Source organism: Candidatus Phyllobacterium onerii (genome assembly GCF_028331445.1).
GTDB classification, from domain to species: domain Bacteria; phylum Pseudomonadota; class Alphaproteobacteria; order Rhizobiales; family Rhizobiaceae; genus Phyllobacterium; species Phyllobacterium onerii.
The window spans coordinates 109,339-123,910 of the sequence record NZ_JAQMHX010000004.1; the positions used below are offsets into that span (position 1 = coordinate 109,339).

Annotated in this window: 14 protein-coding genes and 2 pseudogenes; 12 read left to right on the forward strand and 4 right to left on the reverse strand. The window is 56.9% G+C overall.

Going from position 1 to position 14,572, the window contains the following annotated elements:
- Positions 1–10: 10 nt before the first annotated feature.
- Positions 11–1,000 carry a cellulose biosynthesis protein BcsN gene (gene bcsN, locus PHA01_RS10885; RefSeq protein WP_271895288.1) on the reverse strand — a complete coding sequence of 330 codons (990 nt, stop codon included), beginning with the start codon at positions 998–1,000 and terminating at the stop codon, positions 11–13.
- 445 nt (positions 1,001–1,445) lie between these two features.
- Here bcsN and PHA01_RS10890 point away from each other — a divergent pair, with 445 nt between their 5' ends.
- The 12 genes from PHA01_RS10890 (at position 1,446) to dhaK (ending at position 11,745) form a co-directional block, all read left to right on the forward strand.
- Complete coding sequence (locus PHA01_RS10890; protein WP_271895290.1) at positions 1,446–2,771, forward strand: ABC transporter substrate-binding protein; 1,326 nt, start codon at positions 1,446–1,448, stop codon at positions 2,769–2,771.
- 74 nt (positions 2,772–2,845) lie between these two features.
- Positions 2,846–3,835 carry a carbohydrate ABC transporter permease gene (locus PHA01_RS10895; RefSeq protein WP_271895292.1) on the forward strand — a complete coding sequence of 330 codons (990 nt, stop codon included), beginning with the start codon at positions 2,846–2,848 and terminating at the stop codon, positions 3,833–3,835.
- On the forward strand, positions 3,832–4,785 hold the full coding sequence (locus PHA01_RS10900) for a carbohydrate ABC transporter permease (RefSeq protein ID WP_271895294.1): 954 nt from the start codon (positions 3,832–3,834) through the stop codon (positions 4,783–4,785). The genes PHA01_RS10895 and PHA01_RS10900 overlap by 4 nt, the downstream gene beginning before the upstream one ends.
- On the forward strand, positions 4,782–4,988 hold the full coding sequence (locus tag PHA01_RS10905; RefSeq protein WP_262295009.1) for a hypothetical protein: 207 nt from the start codon (positions 4,782–4,784) through the stop codon (positions 4,986–4,988). Before PHA01_RS10900 ends, PHA01_RS10905 begins: the two co-directional genes overlap by 4 nt.
- Before the next feature lie 3 nt (positions 4,989–4,991).
- Positions 4,992–6,089, forward strand: a complete 1,098-nt coding sequence (locus PHA01_RS10910; protein WP_271895298.1) for an ABC transporter ATP-binding protein — start codon at positions 4,992–4,994, stop codon at positions 6,087–6,089.
- Entirely contained in the window at positions 6,082–7,089 is a 1,008-nt protein-coding gene (locus PHA01_RS10915; protein ID WP_271895300.1) for an ABC transporter ATP-binding protein, read from the forward strand. Before PHA01_RS10910 ends, PHA01_RS10915 begins: the two co-directional genes overlap by 8 nt.
- Before the next feature lie 65 nt (positions 7,090–7,154).
- Positions 7,155–8,834, forward strand: a complete 1,680-nt coding sequence (locus PHA01_RS10920; RefSeq protein WP_271895302.1) for a dihydroxyacetone kinase subunit DhaK — start codon at positions 7,155–7,157, stop codon at positions 8,832–8,834.
- Entirely contained in the window at positions 8,791–9,438 is a 648-nt protein-coding gene (dhaL, locus tag PHA01_RS10925; protein ID WP_271895304.1) for a dihydroxyacetone kinase subunit DhaL, read from the forward strand. Before PHA01_RS10920 ends, dhaL begins: the two co-directional genes overlap by 44 nt.
- Positions 9,435–9,836, forward strand: coding sequence for a dihydroxyacetone kinase phosphoryl donor subunit DhaM (dhaM, locus tag PHA01_RS10930; protein WP_271895306.1), 402 nt, complete (start codon positions 9,435–9,437; stop codon positions 9,834–9,836). Before dhaL ends, dhaM begins: the two co-directional genes overlap by 4 nt.
- The gene (locus PHA01_RS10935) at positions 9,833–10,177 is read left to right on the forward strand and encodes an HPr family phosphocarrier protein (protein WP_271895308.1); all 345 of its coding nucleotides are present in this window, start codon (positions 9,833–9,835) and stop codon (positions 10,175–10,177) included. Before dhaM ends, PHA01_RS10935 begins: the two co-directional genes overlap by 4 nt.
- Positions 10,178–10,239: 62 nt before the next feature.
- Entirely contained in the window at positions 10,240–10,650 is a 411-nt protein-coding gene (locus PHA01_RS10940) for a hypothetical protein (RefSeq protein ID WP_271895310.1), read from the forward strand.
- Positions 10,651–10,740: 90 nt separating this feature from the next.
- A complete protein-coding gene (dhaK, locus tag PHA01_RS10945) occupies positions 10,741–11,745 on the forward strand; it encodes a dihydroxyacetone kinase subunit DhaK (protein ID WP_271895312.1) in 1,005 nt (334 codons plus the stop codon).
- Positions 11,746–11,924: 179 nt separating this feature from the next.
- Here the strand turns inward: dhaK and PHA01_RS10950 are convergent, their stop codons facing one another.
- From PHA01_RS10950 to PHA01_RS10960, 3 genes and pseudogenes are all read right to left on the reverse strand, one after another.
- Positions 11,925–12,794: a polysaccharide deacetylase family protein gene (locus tag PHA01_RS10950; protein ID WP_271895314.1), complete on the reverse strand. Its 870-nt coding sequence runs from the start codon at positions 12,792–12,794 to the stop codon at positions 11,925–11,927.
- Between the two features lie 12 nt (positions 12,795–12,806).
- Positions 12,807–14,203 (reverse strand): annotated as a pseudogene (locus PHA01_RS29410) (MmgE/PrpD family protein).
- Between the two features lie 105 nt (positions 14,204–14,308).
- Positions 14,309–14,506: pseudogene (locus tag PHA01_RS10960) on the reverse strand (ABC transporter substrate-binding protein); the annotation flags it as partial.
- Positions 14,507–14,572: the final 66 nt, after the last annotated feature.

A 14,572-nucleotide genomic window follows, 5' to 3' on the forward strand; every position in this document is an offset into this window, starting at 1 on the left:
AGTTTCTGGTTTACTGCTGGCCGGTTGCCGGAGGCGGTGGAACGTAAATATTGCTATTCGTATTTGCTGGCCGAGTGCCCGCTCCCGGCACTACCGGAGCGGTACCGATCGGCTGGCTTGTACTCGTGCCCTGCATGCCGGGCGGAGGTGGAACGAGTGGCCCGATGGGTGCAGGCCTCACGCTCACAGGAACTGCAGGTGCAGCTTGGGTGTCGACCCTGCGCTGGATCTGCTGCCGCGGCTGCGCCCGCAGCGGCTGGGCGGGAGGCGGCATTAACGCTTCGGCGGGTGGTGCCTTCGGACCGGACGTATAGATGTCTTCACCGGATTTACCGAGATTTTCGGCAGGGCCCGGGGCGTCGCCGTACGGATTCCAGCTATAGTCGTTAAATGCTGCGTTGACGCTGTACCCGTACATGAACGCCAGCAATTGCTGCTCGCTCAGGTTTGAATCGCACAGCCGCAATCGAACCTGGATGGATCCCCGACCGGTCAACCAGCGGGTCTGGCTTTCCCCCGGGCGAATGCGCTGCCACGCGTAAACGCATGTATCGCCTGAGCGCGACCGTCCCGATGCGAAGCCAAACGGACCGTAGCGATTTTGTACATAGTTCGGCGAACGATGCATGGCTATTCCGGGAAGAGTACCGCGTAGTTCGCGCGAAATGTCCGTGACGCCTAGTTGTGAGTCACGCAATTTATCGCCTCCGGACAAATTGGCTTTGACAGGTCCAAAAAACTGTACGCGCAACACGTTCTGGCCAGGCGTACGTGCGGAGGTGGCGAGCAGGATCTCCTGCTGGACGGCATTGTTATACGGCCGCTCGATGACGCTGACGATCGACGGCCCGCCGGGGGGTGGCAGCGCAAAAGCCTGACTGGTGTCGACGGTACGGGTCGATACCAATATCTGCGGCGCACCACCGGCGGCGCAGCCCGCTAGCAAAGAAATTAAGATCAGCCCTGCCGCCTTCATGTACATCAAAAAAGCGTAGGGCATCGTACTGATTCGTTCAAAGGTTGTGGTCCAAATACCTTGGGAAAAGTCGGATTATCCGTTTTATTTCCGCGGATAACGTTGATCTTGGGATGATGGACTGCCAGCCGCACAGGCAACCCATAGGGCTCGCGCATGCTTTCCGTCGCAGTGCTGTCAACACCGTCTTTCATTTGGCGAAGCGGCTCAACAAGGAAGTCCTTATCTCATCCGCGCCCTTGCGCAGGAGGTCGACAAGCTTTGGTCGCTCTTGGGAAAGGCTACGTAAGTGCAGCCCAATCCAACGCCAAGGTGTGCGGTGCAGCAACGATTCATGCTTGAAATGTTCAGTAAAAAGGGTATTACTTAACAAAATTACTCAACACGGTGAGAGATCGTGTGAGAACAAGGGAACGAAGGATCTTTTCAAAGAGCGGCGCGGTGTCGCTTGTGTATCTGGGAGGAATGCATGAAAACCATAAAGCAGGCCCTGCTCGGGGCGACCTCGGCGTTTGTGTTGTTTGTGGCAGCGCCGAACCTTGCAAAAGCCGATGAGCTCACCCTGTGTTGGGCGGCCTGGGACCCCGCCAACGCATTGGTTGAACTCTCGAAAGATTTTACTTCTCAAAGCGGAACGACCATGAAGTTCGAATTCGTGCCTTGGCCGAATTTCGCCGACCGCATCCTCAATGAACTCAACTCCGGCGGCAAGCTCTGCGATCTTCTGATTGGCGATAGCCAGTGGCTCGGTGGTTCGGCGGAAAACGGCTACTATGTGAAGCTCAATGATTTCTTCGACAAGGAAGGGATCAAGATGAGTGATTTCGCCGATGCTGCGGTCAACGCCTATGCGACATGGCCGAAAGGCACACCGAACTATTGGGCGTTGCCGGCGATGGGCGATGCCAATGCCTGGTTCTACCGCAAGGACTGGTTTGCCCAGCCGGAAATCCAGGCTGAATTCAAAAAGAAGTACAATCGTGATCTGGCCGCTCCAACGACCTGGGATGAGCTGCTCGAGGTCGCCGAGTTCTTCAATGGGCGGGAAATCGACGGCAAGAAGGTTTACGGAGCCGCGATCTTCACCGAACGCGCGTCCGAAGGCATCACCATGGGCGCAACGTCGGCGCTTTATCCCTATGGCTTCAAGTATGAAAATACGCCGGGCAAATATGACATGGAGGGCGCGGTCAACTCGCCAGAAGCAGTCGCCGGGCTCGAGGCCTACAAGAAACTCTACAAATGCTGCACACCGCCCGGATATACCGATGCGTATATGGGCGAAAGCCTCGATGCGTTTAAATCCGGACAAGTGGCCATGGCGATGAACTGGTTCGCCTTCTTTCCGGGTCTCTACAAAGACGAGAAGGTCGGCGGCGACAAGATCGGGTTCTTCGTCAATCCGAAAGAGAAGGTTGCGGCATCGACACTCGGCGGACAGGGAATTTCCGTTGTTGCGAATACTGATAATATGGACGGCGCTCTTGCCTATATCAAATGGTTTGCCCAACCGGATGTTCAGAAAAAATGGTGGTCGCTTGGCGGATACGCCGTGCACAAGACGGTGCTGAACGACCCGACATTTACGGAGAGTCAGCCATTTGCCGCGGACTTCCTTGTGGCCATGAATCAGGTTCAGGATTTCTGGCAGGAACCGTCCTATGCTATCCTTCTGCAGGCAATGCAGAAACGCCTTCACGATTACGTCGTTGCAGACAAGGGCACGGCGAAAGAGGCGCTTGATGGGCTGGTCAAGGACTGGACAGAGGTCTTCAAAGACGACGGGAAGCTTTAAAGCTCCGGCGCTTCAGATGACCCCGTGCTGAAATGACTGCCCGGATCCGAAAACGTACCGGGCAGTTCTTTCGAATGCGACGCTTTAAAACCCAGGTGAAGTCCGTGACCCATACAAGTTCCACCATTTTGGGTGAGGCTGTTGCCCGTGCTACGCCCGTGCCCATCGCTTCCAGAATTCGCGGCCTGTCCGATCGCTCCATGGCATGGCTGTTCATTACGCCCGCCATCGCTTTGCTTCTGGCCGTCAATATTTTTCCGCTCATCTGGGCGATCTATCTATCCTTCACGAATTTTCGGGCGAACCGGCCCAATGCTGCGCTGGAAAACGTTGGCCTCAGCAATTATAGCCGGGTGTTGAATGATCCCAATATCTGGCAAGCCATGCAAACGACGGCGCATTTCGTCTTCTGGACGATCCTGCTGCAGACGCTGATTGGATTTTCCCTTGCGTATCTGATTGACCGCAAATTTCGCGGTCATGCTTTCTGGACGACGATCATCCTGGTTCCAATGATGTTGTCTCCAGCCGTCGTCGGCAATTTCTGGCGGTTTCTCTATCAACCGCAGATTGGCCTTTTCAATCACATCGTGTCTTTTCTAACGGGTATTCCGCCGTCCTCGTTCGAAATGCTGGGTTCGGTTCGGCTTTCGCCCTGGGCGATTATCATTGTCGATACGTGGATGTGGACACCTTACGTCATGCTGATCTGCCTGGCCGGATTGCGATCGATCCCCGATTATATCTACGAGGCTGCCGAGGTGGATCGCGCTTCGCTTTGGCGCCAGTTCTGGTCGATCACCCTGCCGATGGCGCTGCCTTTCATCATGCTGGCGGTACTCTTCCGTGGTATCGAAAACTTCAAGATGTTCGACATGGTGACCCTTCTCACTGGCGGTGGCCCGGGTTCGACAACAGAAGTCGCCTCCATCACGCTGAAGCGAGAGGCGTTTGAAAGCTGGCGCACCGGACGTGCATCCGCCTTCGCCATCATTCTGTTTGTCGCGGTGTTCGGTCTCGCCAACATCTATGTGAAAGCCCTCAACAAGGTGAAACAGCGATGAGTTCTATCAACACCGCCCATTCGGTCGTCGAGCCGAGCCGTACTTCCAAGCGCATCGCTGCGACCATCGTCATCGCCTATGCAGTGATCACGATGATCCCGCTCGCATGGATCGTTCTGACCAGCTTCAAATCCCCACCGGATTCAATCAGCTATCCGCCGAAAATCGTATTTCAGCCGACGCTCGAGGGTTATTGCAACCTGTTTACCACGCGCACGAGGCAAACCTCCGACTACATCGCTTCGCTCGGGGCTCCGACGAGTACCTGCGATGAGATCACCCGAAGCCGCAACATGGTCATCGCCGGGCCTTCGAACTACTGGCCGCGTTTCCAGAACTCGCTGGTGATCGCTTTCGGCTCGACGTTCCTCGCCGTCTCGCTTGGCACGCTCGCAGCCTATGGATTCTCGCGCTTCAAGGTTCCGCTCGCCGAGGACTTGCTATTCTTCATTCTCTCGACGCGCATGATGCCGCCCATCGCCGTCGCAATCCCCATTTATCTGATGTATCGGCAGCTTGGCCTGTCTGACACGGCGCTGGGCATGATCCTGCTTTACACGGCCGTAAACGTCTCGCTTGCCGTCTGGCTCCTGAAGGGTTTCATCGACGAAATTCCGCGCGAATACGAAGAGGCAGCCATGATCGACGGCTACACGCGCATGCAGGCCTTTTTCAAGGTCGTCCTGCCGCAGGCGACCACGGGCATCGCCGCAACGGCCATCTTCTGCCTCATCTTTGCCTGGAATGAATACGCCTTCGCGGTGCTCTTGACGTCGGGCGCAGCCCAGACTGCTCCGCCGTTCATTCCAACGATCATTGGTGAAGGCGGGCAGGACTGGCCGGCCGTTGCTGCGGGAACCACGATCTTCGTCGTGCCGATCCTGGTTTTCACGATCCTTCTGCGCAAGCAGCTGTTGCGCGGTATCACTTTTGGAGCCGTACGCAAATGACCGCGCAACCACCTGTCCCCTCGAAACAAAAACGGCCGTTCTTTCTCAGGCGCGGTCCTATGGAGAACATTGCGACTGGTCTGATCGGCCTCGGATTCCTGATGCTGTTCCAGCCCTTCCTTCTGATCTTTTACACATGGTCGCTGGTCACACTGCTGGCGGGTACTCTCATGTTCATCATCGTTTCAAAGTTCCCGGAGTAGACGATGGCAGAGATCAGAATAGAAAATCTGCGCAAGGAATTTGGTGCTTTCAGCGCAGTGGAAGATTCGAGCTTCGTTGTCCGGGATGGCGAATTCCTGGCCTTGCTTGGCCCGTCAGGCTGCGGCAAGACAACGACGCTGCGGATGATTGCGGGTCTTGAGCTGCCGACCAGCGGCAAGATCTTCCTTGGCGGTGAAGATGTCACGTTCAATCGAGCCCGGGAGCGGGATATTGCTTTTGTCTTCCAGCTCTTTGCGCTTTATCCGCACATGAATGTACGCAAGAACATAGCGTTTCCACTGCTTGCGCAAGGTGTTGCCAAAGCAGAAATCCGCGCGCGCGTCGAGGAGACGGCAAAGCTATTGCAGATCGACCATATTCTCGACAGGTCGGTATCGGGTCTGGCCGGGGGCGATCGTCAACGCGTGGCGCTCGGAAGGGCAATCGTCCGGCGTCCCAAATGCTTTCTGATGGATGAGCCTCTCGGCACGCTGGACGCAGAGTTTCGTGATCTGATGGTTCGGGAACTGCGGGAGTTGCATAACAGGATCCGTGCCACCACGGTCTACGTCACCCATGACCAGCTGGAGGCGATGGCAATGGCAGACAAGATCGCTGTGATGAATCACGGTATCATCGAGCAATTCGGTACGCCTCAGGAAATCTATAATCGTCCGGCTACCATGTATGTCGCTGATTTTATCGGCTCGCCGCCAATGAATTTTCTGCGGTTTACGGCCGGCTTACAAAAGGGTGCGCGATCCGTTGTCGTCGATGGCGTGGATATTTCTGTTCCGGAAGTCCATCTCGACCTTGCGGAAAGCGAACTCGCGCTTGGGGTGCGGCCCGAAGATATAAGTTTCAGCGATGTATCCCCTTTGCGCGGCGCTGTCTTTGGCAGCGAATATCACGGGACCAACCAGATCGTCGCAGTGGAGATGGGGAAGGGACTGGTCAAGGCGCGTGTACCGGCCGACCAGAATTTCCATATTGGCGAAACCGTGGGACTTGAACTCAACTACGACAGACTGTCTCTCTTCGACTGCAAGTCGGGCAGGGCGGTTCCATCGTCTCGCTATGCGGAGCATCATCATGGCTGAAGTCGTCCTGCAAGGCATCAACAAGAATTTTGGCGAAACCCGTGCCGTCGCGGATGTGGATCTGGTTGTTGCCGACGGAGAATGCGTCGTCCTGCTTGGCCCCACCGGTGCCGGCAAGACCACTACGCTGCGTCTGATTGCCGGGCTGGAGCGCCCCGACAGTGGCCGCATCATTATTGGCGGATATGACGTGGCGAAAGAAGCGCCGGCGGGCCGCGATGTCGCGTTCGTTTTTCAGCAATATTCGCTCTATCCGCATCTGTCGGTCTACGACAACCTCGCTTTTCCCCTGCGGTCGCCGGCACGCCGTCTCGGCAAGGATGAGATCGATCGCCGGGTTCGGGAAGTCGCGCGGATGGTGCGCATTGACCACAAGCTCGAAAACCGCTCGACCCGGCTCTCGGGCGGCGAAATGCAACGCGTCGCTATCGGCCGGGCGCTTGTACGCCGGCCCGCGATCTATCTCATGGACGAGCCGCTTTCCTCGCTGGACGCGAAGTTGCGCGCCGATCTTCGGCTGGAACTCAAACGCATTCAGAAAGAGCTCGGATCAACACTTCTCTACGTGACACACGATCAGATCGAAGCCATGACAATGGCCGATCGCATAGGCATTCTCACCGAGGGTCGATTGGTGCAGATCGGATCGCCGAGAGAAATTTACAGCAACCCGGCTAATATTCATGTCGCTGCGCGCCTCGGGCAGCCGCACATTAATCTTTTTCCGGCTAACCTTCTGCCGGACAGCAAGATCCCGGCAGGTACACGAACGATCGGGGCGCGGACCGAACATCTGGACATAACGCTAGGCGGCGATGTCAATGCGCACGTCGATTGGGTGGAGCACCTCGGAGACCAGAATCACCTGCATATACGGGTCGGCGACTGCAAGCTGATCACTTTGGCCAATCCGCGTCTGCCGGTAAAACCGGGAGATCCAATTGGCCTAGCGCTCAGAAATCCGCTGTATTTCGGTGCGGATGGAAACAGGGTGGTTTGAGGGATTGCCGCGATCCGAATGGTTTGTTCAACACGCGTAAAAGGCGAAAAGACTGGAAAATGCCGATGAAACACTTTTTCAACCGCAGGGAAAACATAGTTACCGAGGCGCTGGATGGTCTGTTGCTGACGAGTCGTCCCGGAATGCTAGCGCGGCTTGATAGCTATCCGGATATCAAGGTCATCCTGCGTGCGGACTGGGACAAGTCCAAGGTCGCCGTCATATCGGGTGGCGGTGCGGGTCATGAGCCTTCCCACGCCGGGTTTGTCGGAAGGGGCATGCTGACGGCCGCCGTTTCGGGCGAGATTTTTGCCTCTCCCAGTGTTGATGCCGTGCTTACGGCGATCCGTGCCGTCACAGGGCCGAAAGGTTGCCTGCTGATCGTCAAGAATTACACCGGCGACCGGCTGAATTTCGGGCTCGCCGCTGAAAGAGCGCGCTCCGAAGGGTTCAGGGTGGAGATGGTCATCGTGGCCGATGATATCGCGCTTCCGGACCTTGCCCAGCCGCGTGGAGTTGCCGGTACGCTGTTCATTCACAAGATCGCAGGTTTTCTCGCCGAACGCGGCGATAGCCTTGACGATGTGGCTGCATCTGCTGCGTCGGCGGCCAGCGAGATTGTGTCGCTGGGTGTCTCGCTGTCGACATGCTCGATCCCGGGCCAGGAGCAGGAACAACGCCTCGGTGCTGACGAGGGCGAACTCGGTCTTGGCATTCATGGCGAGCCGGGGGTCGAACGTATCGCGCTGCAGGAGTCCGGGAAGATCGTCGCCCTCATGGCGGAGCGGCTTGCGGCGTCTCTGCCGGGGACGGGCGATTATGCGTTGTTGATCAACAACCTTGGGGCTGTGCCGCCATTGGAAATGAGCCTCATTGCCCATGATGTTCTTGCGTCTTCGCTGGCGGATCGGGTGAAGCTGGTGATCGGCCCTTCGCCAATGATGACAGCGCTCAACATGAACGGCTTTTCGCTTTCGCTCATCCGACTCGACGCGGAACGTGAGACGGCGCTTGCCTCTCCCGTCGACCCTCATGCGTGGGCTCCTCCGGTTCTACGGCATGGCCTGGATATTCTTCCCGCGCCCAAGGTCCCGGTTGGAGAGGCCATCGCCGCGGCGAGCCACGATCCGTTGGCGGAGGAATTGGTGACCGCCATGTGCCAGCATCTGATCTCGCTTGAAACCGAGCTCAATCGTCTGGATGCCCGCACTGGAGACGGTGATACGGGATCGACAGTTGCTGCCGGGGCACGAGGCGTGCTTGGCAAGATCAAATCATTGCCGCTCGCTGATAACGCGGGAACATTTGCAGCGATCGGTGGGATTTTGGCAACCAGTATGGGTGGATCAAGTGGGGTTCTGCTCTCGATCTTTTTCACGGCAGCGGCCAAGGCAATGACGGAGAAGAACAATCTGCCGGCCGCGCTGCTTGAGGGCCTCGACCGCATGACTTTTTACGGCGGAGCCAGACCTGGTGACAGAACCATGGTGGACGCGCTCGATCCGGCATTGCGAGCCTTGGCGGCAAGTGGACCGTCTCACGCTGCCAGGGCGGCAGCTGCGGGTGCCAATGCCACCATGGCGATGACCAAAGCAAATGCGGGCCGTGCATCGTATGTGGGTGCAGGGCATCTCGCCGGTGTCGCTGATCCGGGAGCCATCGCTGTCGCTGCTGCTTTCGAGATCGCGGCAAAAGTGATTGATGGTAAAGTCGCGCGAGGGGAGACTTCCGTCGTTGCAGACTGATCGGGAACTTGTGCTGGGACTGATCGAAGCCTGCCACGAGGCCATCGTGATCCATGCTGATGACCTGTGCGAGCTTGATCGGGCCATCGGTGACGGGGATCACGGGACCAACATGCGGCGCGGTTGCGAGGCGGTGTATCTCGATCGAAAAAGGCTTTGCAGCCTGCCGCTGCCGCAGGCGATCGAGACAATCGGGATGACGCTTGTCATGAGCGTTGGCGGTGCTGCGGGGCCGCTGTACGGGACCTTGCTAATAGAGATTGGGCGGCGGCTTGGCGCCCGGGAAAACGAGGCGGATTTCGCCACCATCCTTGGAGAGGCGGTCGATGCGGTGGCGCGGCGCGGGCGCGCTCATGCAGGTGACAAAACGTTGCTCGACGTGCTTTACCCCGTTCAAACAGAAATGGTAAGGCAATCAGCCCTGATCAATATAGCCAAAAGGGCGGAGGTATCTGCTCAACTAACCGCTGACATGAAGGCGATGCGGGGACGTGCTTCGTTCCTTGGGGATCGTTCCATTGGCCATGTCGATCCGGGGGCATCGAGCTGTGCTCTCCTGACAACAGCCATTTGCCGCTACCTGAAGGAGTACCGTCCGGCATGAAAGGCAAGACTGCAAATGTGGGTATTGTGATCGTATCGCACTCGCCACTCGTTGCGAAAGGCACTGCCGATATGGTGCGCCAGATGGTTGGCGATAGCGTGCCGCTTTCATGGTGCGGAGGCAATCCCGAGGGCGGCCTCGGTACCAATGCAATGGGTATTCTCTCGGCCATAGAGGCAGCATGGTCCGATCATGGAGTTGCGGTGTTTGTTGATCTCGGCGGCGCGGAGACCAACAGCGAAATGGCAATCGAAATGCTGGGCGAACCACGTTCCGGGATGGTCGCCATCTGCAATGCACCTATTGTCGAGGGTGCGGTCATTGCCGCGGCGGAAGCGTCCGGTGGGGCGTCGCTTGCAAAAGTAGTCGCCACAGCCGAGGAACTTTCGCCCTCATGAGTGACAAGCAGGATGCGAGAATACAGGAGACAGATCGCGTGACGGCGCAGCGACAGACGGAAATTGAAGTTGTGCACGGGACCGGGTTGCATGCCCGCCCTTCCGTGATTTTCACCCGTCTTGCCAAATCCTTTCCCTGCACGATCGAGATAGAGGTGAACGGTAACAGCATCTGGCTGAATGGCAAAAGCATCGTAAAGGTTATGGGAGCCAAAATCAGGAAGGGTTCCGTTCTGAAAATTCGCGCTGACGGAATTGGGGCGGCAGAAGCGATTGCGGCGTTGAAGGAACTGGTCGAACACAATTTCGACGAGGGAAAAGTCGATGGTCGAAATGTTTAGACTGCAAGGCCATCCAAGGCTCAAGTTCAACGACGCTGAGCGCACGGCGGCGGCGAATTAAGATGACGCGGGAAGTCATGGAAGATCCCATTGTGGTCTACAAGACCATTCTGGCCCAGATCATCGACAATCGCCCGTCAGGAACCCGTCAACGTCTGGCCGCGGCGCTCGGTAAACACCGCAGTTTCGTCACCCAGATTACAAGTCCGGCTTATTCCACGCCATTGCCGGCGCGGCATCTGGCGACAATTTTCAGGGTTTGTCACTTTAGTCCGACCGAGCAGGAACAGTTTGTGGCGGCCTATCATGCCGCGCATCCGGGAAAATTGCCGGACTTTGGCAGTACCGAAGGATTGAGATCGCTGTCCCTGATGGTTCCGGATCTTGGTGACGATAAGAAAAATCGACTGGTGGATGAAGCAATCACAGACTTTGTCCAGAAGATCGCAACACTTTTGGGGAATTCAGACTAAAAGGTCCTGACCTTAGACCGTTATTCTCAGGATGGCTTGGTGGAGGTCAAGAGCCGTGCTTGAATAAGTCGATGCCAGTGGAGGGGCACGATGAAAAAATTCATGAACAAGGCCGAGTCGATGGTTGCCGAAAGCCTTGAGGGCTTCGTTTCGGCTCACGACCGTCTGGTTGTGTTCGGTTCCGACCGGAAGTTTGTCAGGCGGCGCCATCTTACGCCAGGAAAAGTTGCGATCATATCGGGTGGGGGAGCGGGTCATGAGCCAATGCATATCGGCTTTGTGGGCCTAGGCATGCTGGATGCCGCCTGCACCGGACATATCTTTACCTCTCCGACGCCCGACCAGATTGTCGCTGCCATCGAAGAAACAGACACAGGAGCGGGATGCCTGCTGATCGTCAAGAATTATGACGGGGACTTGATGAATTTCGAAATGGCTGCGGAGGTGGTGGCGGGGCGGCATGGGATCGAGACGGTTATTGTAAGCGACGACATTGCGGTGCCAGGCCCGCCGCGAAGCTCTGGCAGGAGGGGGGTTGCTGGTACACTCGTCGTCGAGAAGATTCTTGGAGCGGCCGCCGAGGCTAGAATGGATCTTGCCGGATTGAAGGCGCTTGGTGACCGGTTGAACACGCGGATACGTACAATGGGCGTGGCTCTCGGTGGCGTTACCGTTCCCGACACGGCACGTTCCACCTTTGTGCTGAACCCGGACGAGATGGAAGTTGGGGTCGGGATACATGGCGAACCCGGGCTTTCCCGGCAGAAACTGGCCGATGCCGACACTATTGCCAGCATGATGTGCAATACCATCCTCGCGGATATAGAGCTGCAAAACGCGGACCGTGCGCTGGTCGTGGTAAATGGCTTCGGGGGTACTCCGACGCCAGAACTTTACCTTATTTACAACATTGTCCGTCGCCTGTTCGAAGCCAAAGGCATCAGTGTCGCGAGATCATTGGTAGGAACCTACGTGACCTCGCTCGATATGGCTGGTCTTTCTGTCACGTTGTCGTTGCTTGACGAGGAGGGGTTGCATTTTTGGGATAGTCCCGTTTCGACAGCTGCATTGCAATGGAGCTCTCCGGAAATCTGAATTGCACCGGCTTTGCGACCTCTGACAGCTAGCTTTTGCACCAAGCGAAAGGTGTCCGGGTATCCATTTCGGCCAGCCGCGATACTACGCTGTTCGAAGTAGACGAGGCGGATTTTTCCTGTAAATGTTCAACGTCTCGTCGTGTGTGCCACTGCGCCATCTCTTTCCTATCCTCACTTTCAAGTATCCAGATTACTTTGCTCGAAATGACCGGCGATTTCGGCGCCAGTCGCGATCCAGACGTCGCCTTTCGCTTGAACATGCCGCAGAAAATCGCTGAGAATATGCCAACGCATTGGCCGTCCTGAGACTTGCGGATGCAGGACAAGTGTGGTTACGCCGCCCCAAGCATGAGTTGCCTCAAATTCGTCGATCCATAGCGGAAGGATCGCTTCACGCCCGAAAAGTGCGCGTGGGCTGGTCCGGCTCGACATTCCGAAGTTCCAGTCGTCGAAGGCAAAATTGACGGGGATTTCAACGATGCCTGGCTTGCCGTCCGCGAGTTGGTGACGATAGGGCAGTATGTCGTCGCGAAACGAACTTGAATAGCGAATGCCGGCCTTCGCCAGATGGGCAAGAAGCTCGGGGAAATTTTCACCTGACGGTGCCCGGTAGCCAATTGGCCTCACGCCCAGCACTTTCTCCAGTGCCTCGAATCCGGGGTCTATCTCCTCGAACGTTTCATCTAGTTTTTCGCGGTCCGGCATTTTGTGCAGAAAACCAGGATGGCCAATCTCGTGACCCGCCTTCACTATGGGCTCGCACGCAGTCCTATGCGCCAGCGCCGTCCAGCCTGGAACGAAGAATGTGGCCTTAGGGGCCAGTTCCTCCATGAGTTGCAGTATTTTAGCAATCCCGACACGGGCGTCGTAGCCACCATGCGAAGTCGTGACCATCCGGTCGACGTTCGACGGATTGTTACCAATCCAAGCAGTTTCTGCATCGACGTCAAAGCCGATGAAAAGGGCGCTTTTCGCACCGTTCGGCCATGTCATCGGCGGTGTCTTGGGCGCTGGATTGAGCGGCCGTGGAGAAAGATCGTAGATCATGCTGGAACTCCTTCAGCGGAAGGTTGGCCGATTATCTGTGTCACTTGCAAGCAGTGTCTCGAACTGGCGACAATCCTCGACATTTTCGAGTTTATCGAGCACGTTCAAGAGATTGGACACCTGATCGTCATCGAGGGTCGTGCCGGCAAGATGCCGGAATTTGTTGGCGATTGCTTCCCGCTGCATCGGTCGTTCGGAGGATCCGGTCGCGCGCGGCACCATGCGCGGGGCGCGAGTTCCGTCGGCAAACAAAAGAGTCAGGATCGGCTCGTCCAGCGGCCGCATGGCCCCGTCGATTTCGAGGTTCATCCGCTGCGTGATTGCGCCGATGCGTGGATCTGACCTACACTGGGAGGAATGGGCAACGAGACCGGCAGTGCCGAAAACGCAGCGTGCCGCAAGGGCATAGGGCAGGCTCATCTGCGTACCGGCCATGGACTTACTGGTTTTGTGACCACACATGCCCATCAGCATTTCGCTGAGTTGCAAATGCATAGACACGATATTCTCCGGTTTTTGTTGAGTTTCTTGGAGAATATCTTCCAGCGCATCGATCGCCGAATGAGCGCCGCGGCAGGAGGCATAGGGTTTCAGAACAGCACGATTGATTTTCCATTTCTCCGCAAGCGCCTCCGATAGTTTTTCCGGTTCGCCCGACGACTTGTTGAAAGAACGGAAGAAGCCGCCCCACAAATCCTCGAACACTTTCGAGGGTCCGGCAAATCCCTCACCAGCAAGCGTGGCGGCTAATAATCCCCCCTCAGCCGCACGCCCAGCGTGAATTTTTTTGGCCTGCGAGCCATCATGAATAAATCCCCACAATCCGGATGAAAAACTTGTCGCCAGCGTGATTGCATCAAGACAGCCCTGCTGCGACAAACCCTGCGGATTGGCCACGGGGCTGCTGCTGCCGCCATTGTTCCGCAGGTGCCTGTTGAATGCCAACCGAGACTGTTGTGACTATCATAGCCGCCGGCGGCTTCGAGAACTCGCCGTCCAACATCGTATCCCGCCACGACGCTCGCGATCAGGCGCTTCCCGTTGATCGCATGTTGCGACGCAGACACGGCGGCCAGAACCGCGGGCATGACGACGGCTCCGGAATGGTCACACCCGCCGGCATCGTCGAGCTCGAAGGCATGGGCGGCTACACCGTTGATTAGTGCCGCGTCGCGAGCAGATGCGAAGGCTTGCGTGCCCCACAGACGCGTCTTGCCGTTCCCGTCGGCAATCTTGCGTGCCAGGCCGAACTCCGTTGAGCGCGCACCGGCAAGGGCGGCACCAAGCGTATCCGCGATGTGGATTTTCGTCTTGGCGACGACGTCCGTTGGAATGTTTTCGAAACGAAGATCCGCAACGAGAGTCGCAAGGCGTTCGATAGGAGTTCCGTGGAGGGTGGCAATGCTCATGGAAGGAATCTTCTCAAATTTTACGCTGTCGTTCGACTGATACAGGATACACTGAGCGAGATGGTGTCCCGGCAGCATCGCCGCCGGGACACCGATGCCGAAATGTTACTTTGCAGCTTCACCGTTGATATAGATACCGTCCAACAACGTGCCCTCAAGGCCGTACTTAGCGAAGATTGTCTTGTATTCGCCCGATGCCATCAGCGCTCTTAGTGCAGAGGCGTAAGCGTCGCGCAATTCCGTGTCCTTCTTTGCAAAAGCAATACCCTGATAGACTGCCGTGAAGGGTTCGCCCACAACGGCCGTAACCAATATTTGAATGCTCCTACGGTATATGGGTCGGATAAGACAACGTCTTCCATTTTGTAA

What these genes read in the sequence shown, in the direction of transcription:
- bcsN (WP_271895288.1), bottom strand. Translation starts at nt 1,000, where the DNA reads ATGCCCTACGCTTTTTTGATGTACATGAAGGCGGCAGGGCTGATCTTA.
- PHA01_RS10890 (WP_271895290.1), top strand. Translation starts at nt 1,446, where the DNA reads ATGAAAACCATAAAGCAGGCCCTGCTCGGGGCGACCTCGGCGTTTGTG.
- PHA01_RS10895 (WP_271895292.1), top strand. Translation starts at nt 2,846, where the DNA reads ATGCGACGCTTTAAAACCCAGGTGAAGTCCGTGACCCATACAAGTTCC.
- PHA01_RS10900 (WP_271895294.1), top strand. Translation starts at nt 3,832, where the DNA reads ATGAGTTCTATCAACACCGCCCATTCGGTCGTCGAGCCGAGCCGTACT.
- PHA01_RS10905 (WP_262295009.1), top strand. Translation starts at nt 4,782, where the DNA reads ATGACCGCGCAACCACCTGTCCCCTCGAAACAAAAACGGCCGTTCTTT.
- PHA01_RS10910 (WP_271895298.1), top strand. Translation starts at nt 4,992, where the DNA reads ATGGCAGAGATCAGAATAGAAAATCTGCGCAAGGAATTTGGTGCTTTC.
- PHA01_RS10915 (WP_271895300.1), top strand. Translation starts at nt 6,082, where the DNA reads ATGGCTGAAGTCGTCCTGCAAGGCATCAACAAGAATTTTGGCGAAACC.
- PHA01_RS10920 (WP_271895302.1), top strand. Translation starts at nt 7,155, where the DNA reads ATGAAACACTTTTTCAACCGCAGGGAAAACATAGTTACCGAGGCGCTG.
- dhaL (WP_271895304.1), top strand. Translation starts at nt 8,791, where the DNA reads ATGGTAAAGTCGCGCGAGGGGAGACTTCCGTCGTTGCAGACTGATCGG.
- dhaM (WP_271895306.1), top strand. Translation starts at nt 9,435, where the DNA reads ATGAAAGGCAAGACTGCAAATGTGGGTATTGTGATCGTATCGCACTCG.
- PHA01_RS10935 (WP_271895308.1), top strand. Translation starts at nt 9,833, where the DNA reads ATGAGTGACAAGCAGGATGCGAGAATACAGGAGACAGATCGCGTGACG.
- PHA01_RS10940 (WP_271895310.1), top strand. Translation starts at nt 10,240, where the DNA reads ATGACGCGGGAAGTCATGGAAGATCCCATTGTGGTCTACAAGACCATT.
- dhaK (WP_271895312.1), top strand. Translation starts at nt 10,741, where the DNA reads ATGAAAAAATTCATGAACAAGGCCGAGTCGATGGTTGCCGAAAGCCTT.
- PHA01_RS10950 (WP_271895314.1), bottom strand. Translation starts at nt 12,794, where the DNA reads ATGATCTACGATCTTTCTCCACGGCCGCTCAATCCAGCGCCCAAGACA.